This is a genomic window from Yonghaparkia sp. Soil809 (assembly GCF_001429705.1).
Classification (GTDB): Bacteria; Actinomycetota; Actinomycetes; order Actinomycetales; family Microbacteriaceae; genus Microcella.
In genome coordinates, this window is sequence record NZ_LMSV01000001.1 from 1,508,962 (window position 1) to 1,526,929 (window position 17,968).

16 protein-coding genes are annotated in these 17,968 nt (G+C 71.8%); 10 read left to right on the forward strand and 6 right to left on the reverse strand.

The genetic code is table 11. The features are described 5' to 3' along the window. The first annotated feature begins 14 nt into the window (after positions 1 to 14). The 4 genes from rfbA to ASG83_RS07345 all read left to right on the forward strand — a co-directional run bounded on the left by rfbA (position 15) and on the right by ASG83_RS07345 (position 4,138). A complete protein-coding gene (rfbA, locus tag ASG83_RS07330) occupies positions 15 to 896 on the forward strand; it encodes a glucose-1-phosphate thymidylyltransferase RfbA (protein WP_055858739.1) in 882 nt (293 codons plus the stop codon). 92 nt (positions 897 to 988) lie between these two features. Beyond that, positions 989 to 2,230, forward strand: a complete 1,242-nt coding sequence (locus ASG83_RS07335; protein WP_055858741.1) for a hypothetical protein — start codon at positions 989 to 991, stop codon at positions 2,228 to 2,230. Continuing rightward, on the forward strand, positions 2,223 to 3,149 hold the full coding sequence (locus ASG83_RS07340; RefSeq protein WP_055858744.1) for an NAD-dependent epimerase/dehydratase family protein: 927 nt from the start codon (positions 2,223 to 2,225) through the stop codon (positions 3,147 to 3,149). The genes ASG83_RS07335 and ASG83_RS07340 overlap by 8 nt, the downstream gene beginning before the upstream one ends. Then, positions 3,146 to 4,138 (forward strand): glycosyltransferase family A protein, encoded by a 993-nt coding sequence (locus ASG83_RS07345; protein ID WP_055858746.1) that lies wholly within the window; start codon positions 3,146 to 3,148, stop codon positions 4,136 to 4,138. Before ASG83_RS07340 ends, ASG83_RS07345 begins: the two co-directional genes overlap by 4 nt. 2 nt (positions 4,139 to 4,140) lie before the next feature. Here the strand turns inward: ASG83_RS07345 and ASG83_RS07350 are convergent, their stop codons facing one another. Both ASG83_RS07350 and ASG83_RS07355 read right to left on the reverse strand, forming a co-directional pair. Beyond that, positions 4,141 to 5,340, reverse strand: a complete 1,200-nt coding sequence (locus tag ASG83_RS07350) for an ABC transporter ATP-binding protein (RefSeq protein WP_055858749.1) — start codon at positions 5,338 to 5,340, stop codon at positions 4,141 to 4,143. 1 nt (position 5,341) lies between these two features. Further along, a complete protein-coding gene (locus ASG83_RS07355) occupies positions 5,342 to 6,262 on the reverse strand; it encodes an ABC transporter permease (RefSeq protein ID WP_055858752.1) in 921 nt (306 codons plus the stop codon). A gap of 121 nt (positions 6,263 to 6,383) precedes the next feature. Between ASG83_RS07355 and ASG83_RS07360 the strand changes: the two genes are divergently transcribed. Then, positions 6,384 to 7,955 carry a DUF2142 domain-containing protein gene (locus ASG83_RS07360; protein WP_162253789.1) on the forward strand — a complete coding sequence of 524 codons (1,572 nt, stop codon included), beginning with the start codon at positions 6,384 to 6,386 and terminating at the stop codon, positions 7,953 to 7,955. A gap of 105 nt (positions 7,956 to 8,060) precedes the next feature. Continuing rightward, positions 8,061 to 10,460 (forward strand): cell wall-binding repeat-containing protein, encoded by a 2,400-nt coding sequence (locus tag ASG83_RS07365; protein WP_162253790.1) that lies wholly within the window; start codon positions 8,061 to 8,063, stop codon positions 10,458 to 10,460. Between the two features lie 54 nt (positions 10,461 to 10,514). On the opposite strand, the gene ASG83_RS07370 is transcribed toward ASG83_RS07365, so the two are convergent. From ASG83_RS07370 to ASG83_RS07385, 4 genes are read right to left on the reverse strand one after another with little or no spacing between them, the layout of a single operon-like run. Next, positions 10,515 to 11,639 (reverse strand): glycosyltransferase, encoded by a 1,125-nt coding sequence (locus tag ASG83_RS07370; protein ID WP_055858761.1) that lies wholly within the window; start codon positions 11,637 to 11,639, stop codon positions 10,515 to 10,517. Positions 11,640 to 11,649: 10 nt separating this feature from the next. After that, a complete protein-coding gene (locus ASG83_RS07375) occupies positions 11,650 to 12,945 on the reverse strand; it encodes a nucleotide sugar dehydrogenase (RefSeq protein WP_055858763.1) in 1,296 nt (431 codons plus the stop codon). Then, positions 12,942 to 13,307, reverse strand: coding sequence for a DUF2304 domain-containing protein (locus ASG83_RS07380; protein WP_055858767.1), 366 nt, complete (start codon positions 13,305 to 13,307; stop codon positions 12,942 to 12,944). The genes ASG83_RS07375 and ASG83_RS07380 overlap by 4 nt, the downstream gene beginning before the upstream one ends. A gap of 17 nt (positions 13,308 to 13,324) precedes the next feature. Continuing rightward, positions 13,325 to 14,041, reverse strand: a complete 717-nt coding sequence (locus ASG83_RS07385; protein WP_055858770.1) for a glycosyltransferase family 2 protein — start codon at positions 14,039 to 14,041, stop codon at positions 13,325 to 13,327. 77 nt (positions 14,042 to 14,118) lie between these two features. On the opposite strand from ASG83_RS07385, the gene ASG83_RS07390 reads away from it, so the two are divergent. Genes ASG83_RS07390 through ASG83_RS07405 form a run of 4 tightly spaced genes read left to right on the forward strand, consistent with a single transcriptional unit; the run spans position 14,119 to position 17,952 of the window. Further along, positions 14,119 to 14,727: an acyltransferase gene (locus ASG83_RS07390; protein ID WP_235451344.1), complete on the forward strand. Its 609-nt coding sequence runs from the start codon at positions 14,119 to 14,121 to the stop codon at positions 14,725 to 14,727. Continuing rightward, positions 14,724 to 15,824: a DegT/DnrJ/EryC1/StrS aminotransferase family protein gene (locus ASG83_RS07395; protein WP_055858775.1), complete on the forward strand. Its 1,101-nt coding sequence runs from the start codon at positions 14,724 to 14,726 to the stop codon at positions 15,822 to 15,824. The genes ASG83_RS07390 and ASG83_RS07395 overlap by 4 nt, the downstream gene beginning before the upstream one ends. Beyond that, positions 15,824 to 16,810: a Gfo/Idh/MocA family protein gene (locus ASG83_RS07400; protein ID WP_055858778.1), complete on the forward strand. Its 987-nt coding sequence runs from the start codon at positions 15,824 to 15,826 to the stop codon at positions 16,808 to 16,810. The genes ASG83_RS07395 and ASG83_RS07400 overlap by 1 nt, the downstream gene beginning before the upstream one ends. Before the next feature lie 2 nt (positions 16,811 to 16,812). Then, a complete protein-coding gene (locus ASG83_RS07405; protein WP_055858781.1) occupies positions 16,813 to 17,952 on the forward strand; it encodes a glycosyltransferase family 4 protein in 1,140 nt (379 codons plus the stop codon). The last annotated feature ends 16 nt before the right edge of the window (positions 17,953 to 17,968 follow it).

Below are 17,968 nucleotides of genomic sequence, written 5' to 3' on the forward strand. Positions count from 1 at the left end.
CGGAAGGGAACGCTGTGAAGGGAATCATCCTCGCCGGAGGATCGGGAACGCGGCTGTGGCCCATCACCAAGGGCATCTCGAAGCAGCTGATGCCGATCTACGACAAGCCGATGATCTACTACCCGCTGTCGACGCTCATGATGGCCGACATCCGCGAGATCCTGATCATCACGACGCCCGAGTACAACGAGCAGTTCCAGGCGCTCCTCGGCGACGGGAGCGACCTCGGGATCCGGCTCGAGTACGCGGTGCAGCCCTCGCCCGACGGGCTCGCGCAGGCCTTCATCATCGGCGAGGAGTTCATCGGCGACGACAGCGTCGCGCTCGTCCTCGGCGACAACATCTTCCACGGCTCCGGGCTCGGCTCGTCGCTGCGCTCGCACAGCTCGATCGACGGCGGGCTCATCTTCGCCTACCAGGTCTCCAACCCGCGCGCCTACGGCGTCGTCGAGTTCGACGAGACGATGACCGCCGTGTCGATCGAGGAGAAGCCCGCGAAGCCCAAGAGCAGCTACGCGGTGCCCGGCCTCTACTTCTACGACAACGAGGTCGTCCGCATCGCGAAGACGATCGCGCCGAGCGCGCGAGGCGAGCTCGAGATCTCGAGCATCAACGAGCACTATCTGGATGCCGGTCGCCTGCAGGTGCAGGTGCTCGATCGCGGGACGGCCTGGCTCGACACGGGGACGTTCGAGTCGATGATGCAGGCCTCCGAGTACGTGCGGGTCATCGAGGACCGCCAGGGCTTCAAGATCGGCTGCATCGAGGAGATCGCCTGGCGCGCCGGCTGGATCGATGACGCGCAGCTCGCCGAGCTCGCGGCTCCGCTCGCGAAGAGCGGGTACGGCACGTATCTGCAGGGGCTCCTCGCGCCCCGCGACGGCGAGCCCGAATAGACTGGACCGGTCGGGTCTCCGACGGAGCGCCGACGACATCGAACGATCCCGCCCCGACGACGCGAACGGTTCGTTCCTCTGAGAGGAACCGCATGGCACGACCGAAGCTCTTCCGACTGCTGCGCCCCTTCCGCATCCTGCGCGACGAGGGTCCGCGGGAGTTCGCGAGCCGCGTGGCCGCGAAGGCGCACACCGTGCTCCGCAAGGATCGCCCCGTTCTCCTCGTCGATCTCGAGGACGCCGCCTCGGTCGACTGGACGGAGCCAGGGGAGCAGCTGCGCGACCCGATCCGCGTCTCCGAGGGGTCGATCGATATCGCGTGGGTCATGTCGACCCCGGGCCAGGGGAGCGGCGGGCACCAGAACCTGTTCCGCTTCATCCGCTTCGCGGAGGAGGCGGGCCACCGCTGCACGATCTACCTCTACTCCGCGCTCGGGGCGCCCGTCAGCATCCCCGACGTCCGCGCCATGATCCGCAGCTCGAGCGGATACGCCGACGTCGACGCGGACATCCGGCTCTACCGCCCGGAGGACGGCATCCACCCCGAGGCGCAGGCGATCTTCGCAACGGGATGGGAGACCGCGTACCCCGTCTTCCGCGACCCGAGCCGCGCCCGCCGCTTCTACTTCGTGCAGGACTTCGAGCCGAGCTTCTACGCGCTCGGGTCGCAGTCGCTCCTCGCCGAGAACACCTACCGGTTCGGCTTCCACGGCATCACCGCGGGCGGCTGGCTCGCGCACAAGCTGCGGGACGAGTACGGCATGACGACCGATGCCTTCGACTTCGCGGTCGACAAGGTGCACTACTCGGTCACGAACCGCGAGCGCCGGAACGAGGTCTTCTTCTACGCCCGGCCCGTGACCGAGCGCCGCGCCTTCGAGTTCGGAGTGCTCGCCCTCGCCGACTTCGCCAAGATGCGCCCGGACGTGCCGATCAACATGGCGGGGTGGGACGTCTCGAACTGGGAGCTGCCCTTCGCCTATCGCAATGAGGCGATGCTCGACGTCTCCGAGCTCAACGCGCTCTACAACCGATGCGCGGCCGGTCTCGTCATGTCGCTGTCCAACATGTCGCTCCTCCCGCTCGAGCTCATGTCGAGCGGCGTCGCGCCGGTCGTCAACGACGGTCCGAACAACCGCATGGTGAGCGACAACCCGCACATCGAGTACGTGCCGGCCTCGCCGATGGCGATCGCGCGCCGCATGGTCGAGATCGTCGATCGCCCCGATCAGGTCGAGCGCGCGCTCGCGATGTCGGCATCGGTGGTCGACGTGAACTGGGCCGATTCCGGCCGCCAGTTCGTCGAGGCGTTCGAACGGGGCATGCGTGGCTGACGTCCTCGTGGTCGGCGGCAACGGCTTCATCGGCTCGCACCTGGTGGATGCCCTGAGCGACGGCGGCCACCGCGTCACCGCTTTCGACCGCTTCAGCACCGGCGCGCCCACGTTCCGGTCGTCGGCGGTGCGCATGCTCCCCGGCGACTTCCTGAGCCGATCCGATCTGGAGTCCGCCGTTGGAGGGCATGAGGTCGTGTTCCACTTCCTGGCGACGACCTCCCCGGCGACGGCGGAGGCGGACCCGACGCTCGACATCCGCACGAACGTGATCCAGACCATCGAGCTCCTGAGCGCCTGCGCCGAGGCCGGGGTGCGCCACGTCTACTTCGCCTCCACGGGCGGTGCCATCTACGGCCCGCAGCAGCGATCGGACTTCTCGGAGGCCGCTCCGACCCTGCCGATCTCGCCGTACGGCATCGGCAAGCTCACGATCGAGCACTACCTCCGGTACTTCCGCGCCACGCACGGCCTGCGGTCCACGAGCCTGCGGATCTCGAACCCGTACGGCACCCGCCAGCACCCGAACCGGAAGCAGGGGCTCATCCCCATCGCGCTGCGGCAGATCGCCCGCGGCGAGAGCGTCGCCCGGTACGGGGACGGCTCCATGGTGCGCGACTACGTCTACGTCGACGATCTGGTGCGGATGCTCGTCCCGCTCGTCGATGTCGAGCCGACCCACGAGGTGTACAACGTGGGCAGCGGCCGCGGCTCGTCCGTCACGGAAGTGCTGGACGCCATCGCGCGAGTCACGGGTGGCCCGGTGCGCGTGCACGAGATCCCCGTGCCGCCGACCTTCGTCGATCGCGTCGTCCTGGACGTCTCGCGGTTCGACCAGGAGTTCGGGATTCGCGTGCCGACGACGCTCGAGGAGGGCATCGCGGCGACGTGGGCCGACATGACGGGGGCGCGGGCATGACCGAGAGCGCGGACCCGACCGGGAGCATCACCGCGACGGTCGCGATCCTGACCTACAACGGCGAGGCCCACCTCCGCCGGATCCTCGACGCGCTGCGCGTCCAGACCGGGGTGGAGGGCGAGGTCGAGATCCTCGTCATCGACTCCGGCTCGACCGACGGGACTCTGGCGATCATCGAGGACTTCCCCGAGGTCCGTCTCCACCGGATCCCGAACACCGAGTTCCAGCACGGCCGGACGAGAAATCTCGCGGCGCGGCTCGCGCGGGGCGAGTTCGTCGTCTACCTCACCCACGACGCCGTGCCGATCGGCGCGCACTGGCTCGCCGGCATGCTCGCCCCCTTCGCCCTCTCGCCCGACGTCGTCGGCGTGGTGGGCAAGCAGGTGCCGCGACCGCGCTGCTTCCCGCTGCTGAAGTACGAGATCCGCGGTGTTTTCGCCGGTCTCGGCCCCGATGGCGGGGTCACCCTCTACCGCCGCCCGCCGGGCGAGCTCGACGAGGGGGCCGTCGCCGGCCTGGGGTTCTACTCCGACGTGAACTCGGCCGCCCGCCGCGAGGTGCTGACCAGGACGATCCCGTACCGGGAGGTCCCCTACGCCGAGGACCAGCTGTTCGGGCAGGACGTCATCCGGGCGGGGCTCATCAAGGCGTACGCCCCCCTCGGCGCGGTCGAGCACTCCAACGACCTCACGCTCGCCGAGTACGGCAAGCGGATCTTCGACGAGACCGTGGGGCTGCGGCGGATCGGATTCGGCATCCCCCCCATGTCGCGCGCGACTCAGCTGCGCCTCACCGTTCGCGGCATCCTCGGGGACTCCCTCCGCATCGTCCGCGACCGGGACTTCGGGGTGCGGAGGACGCTCTACTGGCTCCTCGTGAACCCGGTGTTCCAGATCCGCAAGTGGTCGAGCTACCGCCCCGCGACCACGGTCGACCTCTCGGACGACGACGCGATCGCGGCCGGCTCGCTCGAGGCCAGCAGGCGCTGAGCTCAGGTCGTGCGGAGGTCCGCGCTCGCGCGGAAGTGCACGACGCCCACGGCGCCCGGCTCGGTGGAGACGGAGAAGCTCGCGGCCGGCTGGCGCCGATCGATGTCGCGCCCCTGCGGGGTGACGAGGCTCGCGTGCACCTGGTACGAGCCGGCGCCGAGCGCGTTGCCGCCGAGGGTGATGCCGAGCGAGTAGCTGCCCGGCGAGGTCGGCAGCTCGATCCCGAGGCCGTCGGTGTTGATGCGGTAGACGCCCTGGCCGACGGGCGTCTCGATGTCGATGCCGGCGATCCAGCCGCTCGGCACCGAGCCGATCGTGTAATCGATGTCGATGACGATGTCGCCGCCGGGCAGGTAGTCGCCCGAGAGGTCGGTCGAGGTCGACGTCACGCGGACGTCGTCGATCCGCGCCCCGCTGGTGAGCGCGCCGTCCGCGCCCGTGGTGCGAGCGGGTGAGGAGTGCGCCGCCTCGAAGGTCGAGCGGAGCGCTTTGATGCCGTCGGCGGCGTTGCCGTCGTGGACCATCCGGCCGTGGTCGAGCACGACCACCCGGTCGCACAGCTGCCCGACCTGATCGGACGAGTGGCTGACGAAGACGATCGTGCGCCCCTCGCGCTGGAAGTCGGCGATTTTCGCGAGGCACTTGCGCTGGAACGGCTCGTCGCCGACGGCGAGAACCTCGTCGACGAGGAGGAGGTCGGGGTCGACGTGGACGGACACCGCGAAGGCGAGCCGCACGTACATCCCCGAGCTGTAGAACTTCACCTGCGTGTCGATGAAGCTCTCGATGCCCGAGAAGTCGACGATCGCGTCGAAGTACCGGTCGGTCTCGGCGCGCGTGAGCCCGAGGATCGCGGCGTTGAGGTAGACGTTCTCGCGGCCGGTGAGATCGGGGTGGAAGCCCGCACCGAGCTCGAGGAGCGCCGCGAGGCGCCCGCGACGCCGCACCGTTCCCGACGTGGGCTGGATGATCCCGCCGATGACCTTCAGCAGCGTGCTCTTCCCCGAGCCGTTGTGGCCGACGAGGCCCACGGTGGATCCGGTCTCGATGCTCAGATCGATGTCGCGAAGGGCCCAGAAGTCCTGCTGGTGCTCGCGCGAGCGCGCGAACGCCACGATGCGCTCTTTGAGCGACTTGTCCTGGTGCAGCACGAAGCGCTTGGAGACGTCCGCGACGTCCACGATGGCGGGGGAGGTCGTCACGTCACAGCTCCTGCGCGAAGTTGCCCTGAAGGCGCGAGAAGATCCGCTGGCTGACCCAGAGGAGCACCAGGCTGAAGAGGAAGACGCCGAGCATGCGCAGGGCCAGGTCCGGCGGCCACTCGATCCCGCTCCCCGGCTCGGAGCCGGCGATCCACAGCCCGCGCTGGAACCCCAGGACGGCGACGGTCACGGGGTTGGCCAGGTAGATCTGCTCCAGCAGGCTGCCGCCGATCGCGTCGCGCACGAACGTGTACGAGTAGACGATGGGCGACGCCCAGAAGAGGACGGCGAGGATTACCTCGATGAGGTGCTCGAGGTCGCGGAAGTAGACGGTCAGGCCGGCGAGCAGCACGCCGAGCGCGGTCGCGAAGGTCACGAGCATGATGAACGCCGCCGCCGCGTAGAGGATCTCGAGGGTCAGCGGGAAGCGACCGAGAGCGAGCACCGCGACGAGCAGGATGAGGAACTGGACGGCGAAGTTGAACAGCGCTCCGCCGACGCTCGCGAGCGGGAAGATCTCGCGCGGCAGGTACACCTTCTTGACGAGGCCCTGATTGTGGATGATCGAGGACGTGGAGTTGGAGAGGATCTCCGCGAAGAGGGTCCACGCCGTCAGCCCGACGAACACGAAGATCGCGAAGTCGGGGATGGCCCGGGCGAGCCCGATGATCTCGCCGACGGCGAAGTAGTAGATGAGCAGCTGGCTGAGCGGCCGCATGAGGCTCCACACGAGACCGAGCGAGCTGTTCTTGTAGCGGGCCTTGAGCTCGCGCCGCACGAGCAGGCCGAGCAGCTCCCGACGCCCCCAGATGTCGCGGAGCGAGCGCGCCGTGCCCTCGATGAGGCCTCCGGGTCGGCCGACCTCAGCGAGCGGGAGGGTCGCGATGCGCTCGGAGCGGAGGGTCGCGGCGGGATCAGCCAAAGAAGGGGTGCTCTCGTCTCAGGGGGAGGGTGGCGCCAGTCTACGGGACGGCGCCCGGCAGGCGGCATGGCGCGGGTGCGCCGCCGGGGGCGGGAGGGCCCCGGGTACGCTGATGCTCGCCATGCCGATCCCGACCTCTCGCCTCCGCGGCCCTCGACTGTCTTCGCGGGCCCGCCTGATCCTCCTGCCGCTGCTGGCGTTCCTCGTCCTGGCGGGCTGGTCGTACTCCTCCCCGGTCGGCTCCTCGCCCGACGAGGACTACCACCTCGCGAGCATCTGGTGCGCGGCGGGGGATCGCACGAGCCTCTGCGAGGAGACGGGCGATCCGGCCACGCGCGCCGTGCCGGAGGCCTTCGCGGTCGACCCGTGCTTCGCCCGGTTCTCGACCGAGTCGGCCGCGTGCCAGGTCGGCGCCTACGACGAGCCGGGGCTCGTCGAGTCCGATCGCGGCAACTTCCTCGGCGCCTACCCGCCGGTCTTCTACGCGACGATGTCGATCCTGGCCTCCGACGACGTGCAGACCTCCGCGCTGGCGATGCGGATGCTCAACGCGGCTCTCTTCGTCGGGCTCATGACGGCGCTCGCCGTCCTCCTGCCCGCGCGGCACCGGGTCATGGCGATCGGCTCCGTCCTCATCTCGATCGTCCCGCTCGGGATGTTCCTGATCCCGTCCCTCAATCCGAGCTCGTGGGCGATCGTGGGCGTCGCGGTCGCGTGGCTCGGCCTCATCGGTCATCTCGACACGACCGGGCGTCGGCGCTGGATCCTCGCGGGGATCTTCGCTCTCGGGGTGCTCATGGCGGCCGGCGCGCGGGCCGATGCCGGCATCTACTCCGTGCTGGCGATCGCGGCCGCGCTGCTCCTGCGGTTCGCGCCGTCGCGCGCCTTCCTCGTGACGAGCATCCTGCCCGTCGGCATCGCGCTCCTGGCCCTCGTGGCGACGTTCGCTGCCGGGCAGCTCGCGAGCGCCGCGGAGGGATTCGGCGGGGCGGGCAGCCAGGGGGGCGCGGGCCCCGCGCCCACGGTGCCGGGCGGGCCGGCGGCGCCTCCCGCCGCCTCGAACGGGCTCGGACTCGCCATCACCAATCTGCTGAACGTCCCCTCCCTCTGGGCGGGCGTCCTGGGCTTCTGGAGCCTCGGGTGGTTCGACACTCCGCTCCCGGCCGTCATCGCCTTCGGCGGAGTCGCGGTGTTCGTCGCGGTCGCCTTCACCGGGCTCGCCCACGTCGACTGGCGCAAGGCGCTCGTGTTCGCCGGCGCCGCGGTCGCCCTGTGGTTCATCCCGACGTGGACGCTCACGCGCGGCGGCGACCAGGTCGGCTCGGAGGTGCAGCCGCGCTATCTGCTCCCGCTCATCGTGCTGCTCGCGGGCTTCGCGCTCCTGGAGTCCCGGGGCCGCACGCTGCGCCTCTCCCGGGCGCAGCGCTGGCTCGTCGGCCTCACGCTCGCGGGGTCGCAGTCGCTGTCGCTGTACGTCAACCTCCGCCGCTACCTCACCGGCGACGACGTGAAGTCGGTCAACCTCGATTCCGGGCTCGAGTGGTGGTGGCCGGGCGTCCCGTCGCCCATGCTCCTGTGGCTCCTCGCGTCGATCGCCGGGGCGGCGCTCATCGCGCTGCTCATCTCGTCCTGGCATCGCGCGCCCTCGGTGATGCCGGTTCTGGCTCCCGACGCGCCGTCGCCTGTTCGTTAACCGGACATCACCCCCCGACGGGGGTGCACAGGCGAGGAATTCACGAACCATACTGGGTGCGGGGGAAGGCGCAGCATGTCGCGCCTCGGGCAGGGGGAGCCGCGCATGCCGCGTTTGACGATGATGACCACGACGATCACGGTGGTCGCACTGATCGCAGTCGGTGCCGCCGCGCCGTCCGCCGCTGCGCCCGCCGTCCCGCCGACGCCTCCCGCGAGCGAGCTGCCCCGAGTCGGCTCGCACGCCGCGCCGGAGTTCGCCGCAGCGGCCGCCGCTCTCGACCCGGGCCTTCAGGCCGCGATCGAGCGCGACCTCGAGCAGTCCCCTGCCGAGTACCTCGCCGGGGCCGCTGCGGCACGGGACGCCGCCGTGGTCCTCGAGGCCCTCGACGCCGCGGGCGTGGGCATCGTCGACGAGCTGCTGGAGGGCGACGTGCTCACCATCGGCATCGACGACCTGGCCGACGCCGCGCTCGTCGAGTCGACCGGCGCGCGAGCCGTCGTGGGCCAGGTGGATGCTCCGCTCGCCGTCGACCGCGTGAGCTTCGCCCCGGCGGCCGACGCCTACGGGGGCGACCCGATCTACTACTTCACCTCCACCGGCGGATTCCGCTGCTCGCTCGGCGTGAACGGGACGAGCAGCTCCGGTCAGCGTCAGCTGCTCACCGCCGGTCACTGCTGGTCGCCCGGCATCACGGGCCCCTACCAGTCGGGCAGGATCGCCGCGCCCTCGCTCTCCCCGCAGGCGACTCAGCGGATCACCGTCGGCGCGCCCGTCTCGAACTCCTTCAGGCTCGGCGGCGGGTACGACAGCGGGCTCGTCGCGATGACCGCGTCCGGGTGGGTGGCGAAGCCCCAGGCGCTCACCTGGGGCGGCGGCCAGGGCGCTCCGCTCGCGACGGCGCCCGTGACCATCCGCGACACGACGGTGCCCGTCGCCGGCGCCGGCGTCTGCAAGTCGGGTTCCACGACCGGATGGACCTGCGGGACGATCCTGGAGGGGTACGGCGACTCGTTCTACCGCGTGGGCGGGGGAACGGCGGCGTACGACCTGGAGGGCATCGCGACGAGCATGTGCGCCCTGCAGGGAGACAGCGGCGGCCCCGCGCTCGTCGGCAGCTCCCTCGTCGGCATCACGTCGGCCACCGCGTTCGGCCTGTACCAGTCGCCGCTGCCCGCGGGCACGACGGCGGCGCAGGCGTGCGCCGACACTCCGCCCGAGCAGCGGATCTCCCTCCTGTTCGGGATGCGCAGCACCCGGTCGGTCGACTACACGGTGCAGAAGGCGTACGGCTCCGCGTGGGAGCCGACGGTCGCGGTCGACAAGCCCGTCCTGGTCTCGCCGGTCGATGGGGCCAGCCTCGGCGCGACGACCCTTCTGACGGGGACGCTCGCGAACGGCGGGCCCCAGCACCGCATCGAGGCGATCGTGAACGGCGTCGCGAAGAGCGTCCCCGTGTCGGCGGACGGCACCTGGTCGATGAATCTCGGAGTCTCCGCCGCCACGCCGGCGGGCGTCTCGATCCGCGCGCGATGGGGTGCGCGATCGGTCTCGGCCGCGCAGCAGTTCATGGTGTCGAACGGACGATGGGAGGCCGTCGCCGTCGACCGCCTGACCGGCTCCGACCGATTCCAGGTCGCCGTCGAGATCTCCAAGCGCGCCTTCCCCGCGGGCGCCGACGTCGTCTACGTCGCGACCGGGATGGTGTTCCCCGACGCCCTGAGCGCCGCGCCCGCCGCCGTGGCCGGCAACGGCCCGATCCTGCTGACGACCTCGGCGACCATGCCGACGTCCGTCCGCGCGGAGATCGTGCGCCTGTCGCCCGGTCGGATCGTGATCGTGGGCGGTCCCTCCTCGGTCTCCTCCGCGATCCAGACCGATCTGTCGACGATCGCCCCGACGACCCGCATCTCCGGATCGGACAGGTACGTCGTGTCGCGGAGCATCGCGCGCGCCACGTTCGGGAGCTCGGGCGCGACCACGGCGTACATCGCCACGGGCCAGAACTTCCCCGACGCTCTGACCTCGAGCGGTGCGGCGGCGTCTGCCTCGGCTCCGGTCATCCTCGTCGACGGCCGGGAGCCCCGTCTCGACCCCGATACGCGGGCGCTGCTCAGCGATCTGGGCGTGACCCAGGTGAAGATCGCCGGCGGCACCTCCTCCGTCTCCTCGGGCATCCAGGCGGATCTTGCCGGGATGCTCGGCTCGAGCGCCGTCGTCCGCTTCGGCCTGCCCAGTCGATTCCTGGTCGGCTGGCAGGTCAACGCGGACGCCTATCCCACGGCGGATCGCGCGTACTTCGCGACCGGCTACGTGTTCGCCGACGCGCTCGGAGGAGCGGTCATCGCGAGCCGCGGCGCGGCCCCGATGTACGTGGCCCTCACCGACTGCATCCCGAAGGAGATCGTGAACCAGCTGGGGAAGCAGGGCGTCAGCTCGGTGACCCTGCTCGGCGGCCCGTCTTCGCTCTCGGACAACGTCGCGCGACTGAAGTCCTGCGGCTGACGTACGGCGGCGGGCGCGCGGGAGGCGCTCCCGCGCCGCGCTCCCGCCGCGGGCTCAGCCGATGAGCTCGCGGTAGATCTCGGCGAGTCGCGCGACGCTCGTCGTCAGACTGCGGCGGTCGACCGCGAACGAGCGCGCCCGGGCGCTCATCTCGCCCCAGTCGCGGTCGGTCAGGCCGATGATGTCGGACACCGCTCCCGCGAGGGCTCGCACGTCGTCCTCGTCGACCACGATGCCGGTGCGTCCGTCCTCGAGCATCTCGGGGGCGCCGCCGCTGCGGTAGGCGATGACCGGGACTCCGCAGGCCTGGGCCTCGAGCAGGACGAGCCCCGCGGCCTCGCGCCGCCCCTCGTGCAGGCGGGTCGGCAGCACGAGCGCCCGCGCGCCGCGCAGCTGCTCCCGCACGGCATCGCGGGGGAGCGACCCGAGCACGTCGATGTGGGGATGCGGTGCCGCCGCCGCGCGGACCGTCGCGTCGAGCGGCCCGTCGCCGATCACGACGAGGCGGTGCTCGGCGGTCGGTGCGATGGCGATGGAGGCGGCGAGGAGGTCGTCGACTCCCTTCCGCTCGGCGAGCGCGCCGATGAAGACGATGCGCGGCGCGCCCCGCTCGGCGGAACCCGGACGGGGAGTGAAGAGATCGGTGTCGACCCCCTGGTAGTGGACGTCGAGGCGGTCGGCCGGGAAGCCCGCCGCCACGGCGCGGGCGGCGAGGTACTCGCTCACCGCGAGGAGCCGGTCGGCGCGCGCGGCGGCGTCGGCGGCGCTACGGCGGTGGAAGCGCTGCAGCGGAGACCCCCCGGAGCGCTCGAGCGCGAACACGTCGTAGCCGTGCAGGGTCGCCACGAGCGGCGACGACGCGCGCGCCGCGCCGTCGAGCGCCCCCCGCGACCACGTGGCGAAGTGCTGGTGCACGACGTCGGGCCGGAACGCGGCGATCCTTCGCGCCTGGATCGCCGCCGACAGCGGCGCGGTCGTGAGGGCGGCCGCGATGCGGGCCGGCCACGGACCGATCGAGGGGACCACGGCATCCACCTCGACCCCGACGGCGGGATCGCGGACGTCGGCGGCGAGGGCGACCATGCGCACGGCGTGCTCACCGGCGAGACGCGCCCCGTGCTGGAGCGCGAAGTACGTCGGCGGGACGGGCAGCAGGCCCGTCGCGAGCGCGATCCGCACGGTGGGGCGCCTACCCCTGGGCGATGCCGATGACGCGGTAGGCGACGTCGGGCCAGCGGTCGGCGCTCGAGACGCGGCGGCCGTCGATGAAGGTGCGGATGCCCGGCAGATCGCTCGGCGTCAGCTCGCGGTACTCGGCGTGGTCGGCTTGGACGACCGCGGCATCGACGCTCTCGCCGAGGTGGAACGGCGTCCAGCCGAAGCGCGCGAGCTCGTCGTCGGTGTACAGCGGGTCGTGCACGAGCACCTCGGCGCCGCGCGCGCGGAGCGCCTCGACGGCGGGGAAGACGCCGGAGAACGCGGTCTCCTTCACGCCGCCCCGGTAGGCGGCGCCGAGCACGACGACGCGCTGCCCGGCGAGATCGCCGTGGACGCCCTCCAGGAGGCCGACCGTGTAGTCGGGCATCCCCGCGTTCGCCTCGCGCGCGGCCCGCACGACGGTGGCCGCGGGGTCGTTCCACAGGTAGAGCCGCGGGTAGACGGGGATGCAGTGGCCGCCGACGGCGATGCCGGGCTGGTGGATGTGGCTGTACGGCTGCGAGTTGCTCGCGTCGATGACCTGGTAGATGTCGATGCCGGCCGTCGCGGCGTACTGCGCGAACTGGTTGGCGAGCCCGATGTTGACGTCGCGGTAGGTCGTCTCCGCGAGCTTCGCCATCTCGGCCGCCTCGGCGCTGCCGAGATCCCAGACGCCGTTGCCGCGCGCGAGGTCGGGGCGGTCGTCGAAGTCGAGGACGGACTCGTAGAACTCGACCGCCGCCGCGGCGCCCGCGGTCGAGAGGCCGCCGACGAGCTTGGGGTACTTGCGCAGGTCGGCGAAGACGCGACCGGTGAGCACGCGCTCGGGCGAGAACACGAGGTGGAAGTCGGTGCCCTCGGTCAGGCCCGAGCCCTCCTCGAGCATGGGCTTCCAGCGCGTGCGGGTCGTGCCGACGGGCAGGGTCGTCTCGTAGGCGACGAGGGTGCCGGGCGTGAGGTGCGCGGCGAGGCTGCGGGTCGCGGTGTCCATCCAGCCGAAGTCGGGCACCGCGTTCTCGTCGACGAAGAGCGGGACGACGAGGACGACGGCGTCGGCGCCGGGCACGGCGTCGGCGTAGTCGGTCGTGGCGCGCAGGCGCCCCGCGGGGACGAGCTCGCTCAGAAGCTCCTGCAGGTGCGCCTCGCCGGGGAAGGGCTCGCGGCCGGCGTTGACCGCCTCGACGGTCGCCGGGTTGACGTCGACTCCGACCACATCGTGACCCTTCGACGCGAACTGCACGGCGAGGGGCAGGCCGATCTTCCCGAGAGCGATGACGGCGATCTTCACGATGGTTCCTTTCGTTCGAGCTCGGCGATGCGATCCTGCAGCCGGGCCTCCGCGAGCGCGAGCTCGCGCGCCAGCTGCGTGTTGGCCCGCGCGAGCTGCACGGACCTCTTGTACTCGTTGACGACGTAGACCAGGCCGGCGACGATCGCCACGTAGAAGAGCAGGTCGGCCCCGCGGCCGATCCCGACCGCTCGGGCCATGCCGGTGAGCACCCCCGGCGCGACGACGACCACTACGCCGGCGGCGAGGCCGAGGAACACCACGAGGCGGCGGATGGCGAGGTGCTTGGCGTTGGGCGTGGACCTCAGCAGGTACACCGCGGTGCCCACGAGCGCGAGCACGAGGAGGATCTGGAACCACATGGCGTCGCTCCTTCCGCTCAGTTGATGACGAGGTCGACGAGGATGTTGATCGAGTTCAGCAGCGACTGACCCTTGGCGCGCGAGTAGTCGGTGTAGAGCACCTCGACGGGGAACTCGCGGTACGGCAGCCCCGTCCGGCCGAGCTGGAGGACGATCTCGGTCGCGTGCGCCATGCGGTCCTGCTTGAGGCTGACGGCGCGGGCGGCGTCGACCCGGATGACGCGGAGCCCGTTGTGGGCATCCGTCAGCGTCAGCCCGGTCGTCAGGTTGGTGACCCGCACGGCCGTCTTCAGCACCGCCTTCTTGAGCAGGCCGGGGCGGGTGCGGTCGTCGAGGAAGCGGGAGCCGAAGACGATCGCCGCGTCCTCCGCGCGGGCGAGGGCGATCATCGCGACGGCGTCGACGACCCGGTGCTGGCCGTCGGCGTCGAAGGTCACGATGAACTCGACGCCCGGCTGCTCGCGCGCGTAGGAGATCCCGGTCTGGAGGGCCGCGCCCTGGCCGAGGTTGTACGGGTGCCGCACGACGCGGGCGCCGGCGGCCTCGGCGACCTCCGCCGAGCCGTCCGTCGACCCGTCGTCCACGCAGACGATGTGCGGGAAGACCTCCTGCAGCTCGGCGATGACGCCGGCGATGACGCTCGCCTCGTTGTAGAGGGGGATCACCACCCAGCTTCCACCGTCGCGCTCCGCGCCGTGCGCGCCGGCGATGCCGGAGGGGGGAGCGGGGGGCATACCGGACATTCTGGCAGAACGCGATAGCCTGGGAGCCCGCGCCGAGCATTCGCCTCGATCCTCTGGGAGCCCCTCTCGTGCCTCAACCGTCCGACGTGCGCATCGTCGATTCCGCCGATGTCGCCGAGTCCGCGACCATCGGCGCCGGGTCGTCGATCTGGCATCTCGCCCAGGTGCGCGAGGACGCGCGCCTCGGGCGCAACTGCGTCGTCGGCCGCGGCGCCTACATCGGCACCGGCGTCGAGCTCGGCGACAACTGCAAGGTGCAGAACTACGCCCTGGTCTACGAGCCCGCGCAGCTGGAGGCCGGCGTGTTCATCGGCCCGGCCGTCGTGCTGACCAACGACACCTACCCGCGCGCGGTCAACCCCGACGGCAGCCCGAAGTCGGCCCACGACTGGGAGCCGGTGGGCGTGACGATCCGCGAGGGCGCCGCGATCGGCGCTCGCGCGGTGTGCGTCGCGCCCGTCACGATCGGCCGCTGGGCGACGATCGCCGCCGGCAGCGTCGTGACCAAGGACGTCCCCGACTTCGCCCTCATGGCGGGAGTGCCCGCGCGGCGCCTCGGCTGGGTGGGGCGCGCGGGCGTCCGGCTGATCGAGAAGGACGGCGCGTGGGTCTGCCCGCAGACCGGCGAGACATACCGCGAGACCGACGGAGCACTGAGAGAGGACGCCCCCGCGTGAGCAAGCCCCTGATCCCCGCCGCGAAGCCGATCATCGGCCGGGACGAGCGCCGCGCCGTCATGCGCGTCATGAAGACCGGCATGATCGCCCAGGGCCCGGAGGTGGCGGCCTTCGAGCAGGAGTTCGGCGCGCACTTCGTTCAGGGCCGCGCGTGCGTCGCCGTCAACAGCGGCACCGCGGGCCAGCACCTCGGCCAGCTCGCCGCGGGCGTCGGCCCGGGCGACGAGGTCATCGTGCCCTCGTTCACGTTCGCGGCGACCGGCAACTCGGTCGCCCTGACCGGTGCGACCCCCGTGTTCGTCGACATCGAGCCCGAGACCTTCGGCCTCGACCCCGCAGCCGTCGAGGCAGCGATCACCCCCCGCACGAAGGCGATCATGCCCGTGCACCTCTACGGCCACCCCGCCCGCATGCGCGAGCTCGAGGCCATCGCGAAGAAGTACGGCATCGAGATCTACGAGGACGCCGCGCAGGCGCACGGCGCCTCGATCGACGGCCGCCCGGTCGGCACCTGGGGCCGCTTCGCGATGTTCAGCCTCTACCCCACGAAGAACATGACCTCGGGCGAGGGCGGCATGGTCGCGTGCGACTCCGCGGAGCTCGTGCGCGGCGTCAAGCTGCTGCGCAACCAGGGCATGGAGAAGCAGTACGAGAACGAGGTCGTCGGCTTCAACGCCCGCATGACCGACATTCACGCCGCCATCGGCCGCGTGCAGCTGACGAAGGTCGACCGCTGGACGGCCGCCCGGCAGGAGAACGCGGCCTACCTCGACCGCCACCTGACGAACGTGCAGATCCCCGTGGTCGCGCAGGGCGCGGTCCACGTGTACCACCAGTACACGATCCGCGTGCCGCACGACCGCGACGGCTTCGTGACGGCGCTCCGCGAGGAGCACGGCATCGGCTCGGGCGTCTACTACCCGATCCCGAACCACCGCCTCTCCTCCCTTGCGAAGTTCGCCCCCGGTCTCGACCTGCCGGAGACCGAGCGCGCCGCGGCCGAGGTCGTGTCGCTGCCCGTGCACCCCTCGCTGACGAAGAAGGACCTCGCGCGGATCGTGAAGGCCGTGAACAAGGTCGCGAAGGCGGGCTCCTGATGGCAGATCTCCGCGCCGGCCTCCTCGGCGTCGGCATGATGGGCCGCCACCACGCCCGCGTGCTGCGCGAGCTTCCGGGCGTCGAGCTCGTCGCGATCGCCGACCCCGGGGGCGACCCGCACGGCGTCGCCGGCCGCCTGCCGATCCTCCCCGACATCGACGCGCTCATCGGGGCGGGCATCGACATCGCGGTCGTCGCCGTCCCGACGCGATTCCATGAGGATGCCGCGCTCCGGCTCGCGGAGGCCGGGGTCCACACGCTCGTCGAGAAGCCCATCGCCGACACCGTCGAGGCGGGCCAGCGCATGGTCGACGCGTTCGCCGCGAAGGGCCTCGTCGGTGCCGTCGGCCACATCGAGCGGTTCAACCCCGCTCTGCAGGAGCTCCGGCGCCGCCTCGAGGCCGGCGACCTCGGCGACGTCTACCAGATCGCCACGCGCCGCCAGGGCCCGTTCCCGTCGCGCATCGCCGACGTCGGCGTCGGCAAGGACCTCGCGAGCCACGACATCGACCTCACCGCCTGGGTCGCGCAGAGCACCTACCGCACGGTGTTCGCCCAGACGGCGCACAAGAGCGGCCGCGAGTACGAGGACATGGTGACGGCGACGGGTCGTCTCGCGAACGGCACGGTCGTCTCGCACCTCGTCAACTGGCTGAGCCCGATGAAGGAGCGCATCACGATCGTCACCGGCGAGCGCGGCGCGTTCGTCGCCGACACCGCGACGGGCGACCTCACCTTCTACGCCAACGGCACCATCCCGCTGGAGTGGGAGTCGGTCTCGAGCTTCCGCGGTGTGAGCGAGGGCGACGTGATCCGCTACGCGTTCGCCAAGCGCGAGCCGCTGCGCGTCGAGCACGAGAACTTCCGCGACGCCGTCCTGGGCGAGCCGACCGACGTCGTGACGATGGAGCAGGGCCTGCGCACTCTCGAGGTCGTCGAGGGGATGCTCCGCTCGGCTCGAACGGGCGTCGCGGTCGACTTCTGACGATGCGCGTCGTCATCGCGAGCCGGATCTTCTCGCCGGAGCCCGCGGCCGCGGCCTTCCGGCTGGAGGCGCTCGCGAAGGCGCTCGTCGCCCGCGGCCATGAGGTCGAGGTGCTCACGAGCCGCCCTCCGGCCTCGCAGCGCATCGCCGACGCCGCCGGCGTGACGGTCCGCCGGGCGCCGGTGCTCCGCGATCGCTCCGGTGCCGTCCGCGGCTACGTGCAGTATCTGAGCTTCGACGTGCCCCTCATCGCCCGCCTGCTGATGGCCCGGCGCGCCGATGCCGTGGTGGTCGAGCCGCCGCCCACGACGGGCGCGGTCGTGCGCCTGGTGTGCGCGCTCCGCCGGACCCCCTACCTCTACTACGCGGGAGACATCCTCGCCGACGCCGCCGGCAGCGCCGGGAGCCCCGCCCCCGTCGTCGCGGCCGTGCGCCGGCTCGAGCGCCTCTCGTGGGGCGGCGCCGCACGAGTGCTCTCGGTCTCCGAGTCGGTGTCGGCGCGCCTTCGCGAGCTCGGGGTGCCGGCCGACCGCATCGCCGAGGTGGGCAACGGCATCGACACGGGCGTCTTCTCGCCCGAGGGCGAGGCGGTCGAGCGCGACGAGCCCTACGCCCTCTACGCCGGCACGGCGAGCGAGGTCCACGGGGCGGGCGTCTTCGTCGAGGCGATGGCGTCGGTGACGGGGATGCGCCTGGTGTTCCTCGGTGCCGGCGTCGAGCGCGACGCGCTGCGGGCCCGCGCCGAGGCGATCGCGCCCGGGCGCGTCGAGTTCCTCGACACCGTACCCGCGACGGAGGTCGCGCGCTGGCTGCGCGGCGCCCGGGTCGCCGTCGCCAGCGTCAAGCCGGAGGGCGGCTACGGTTTCGCCTTCCCGACGAAGATGTACGCCGCCGTCTCCACCGGCACCCCCGTCCTGTACGCGGGGGAGGGGCCGGGGCGCGCGTTCGCCGAGTCGGCGCCGCTCGCGCGCGCCGTCGACCACGATGCGGATGCCGTGGCCGCCGCCCTGCGCGACGCCCGCGACGAGCGCCCGACGCCCGCCGCGCGCGCCGAGCTCGCCCGGTGGGCGCGCGTGGAGATCTCGCTCGGCGCCGCGGCTGAGCGCGCCGCCGACGCCGTGGAGCTGCTCGCGCCCCGCTGACCGCTCGGGGGGAGGG

Excerpts from the sequence above, each read along its gene's own strand:
- ASG83_RS07335 (WP_055858741.1), top strand. The coding sequence starts at position 989 with ATGGCACGACCGAAGCTCTTCCGACTGCTGCGCCCCTTCCGCATCCTG.
- ASG83_RS07345 (WP_055858746.1), top strand. The coding sequence starts at position 3,146 with ATGACCGAGAGCGCGGACCCGACCGGGAGCATCACCGCGACGGTCGCG.
- ASG83_RS07360 (WP_162253789.1), top strand. The coding sequence starts at position 6,384 with ATGCCGATCCCGACCTCTCGCCTCCGCGGCCCTCGACTGTCTTCGCGG.
- ASG83_RS07365 (WP_162253790.1), top strand. The coding sequence starts at position 8,061 with ATGCCGCGTTTGACGATGATGACCACGACGATCACGGTGGTCGCACTG.
- ASG83_RS07380 (WP_055858767.1), bottom strand. The coding sequence starts at position 13,307 with ATGTGGTTCCAGATCCTCCTCGTGCTCGCGCTCGTGGGCACCGCGGTG.
- ASG83_RS07385 (WP_055858770.1), bottom strand. The coding sequence starts at position 14,041 with ATGCCCCCCGCTCCCCCCTCCGGCATCGCCGGCGCGCACGGCGCGGAG.
- ASG83_RS07400 (WP_055858778.1), top strand. The coding sequence starts at position 15,824 with ATGGCAGATCTCCGCGCCGGCCTCCTCGGCGTCGGCATGATGGGCCGC.
- ASG83_RS07405 (WP_055858781.1), top strand. The coding sequence starts at position 16,813 with ATGCGCGTCGTCATCGCGAGCCGGATCTTCTCGCCGGAGCCCGCGGCC.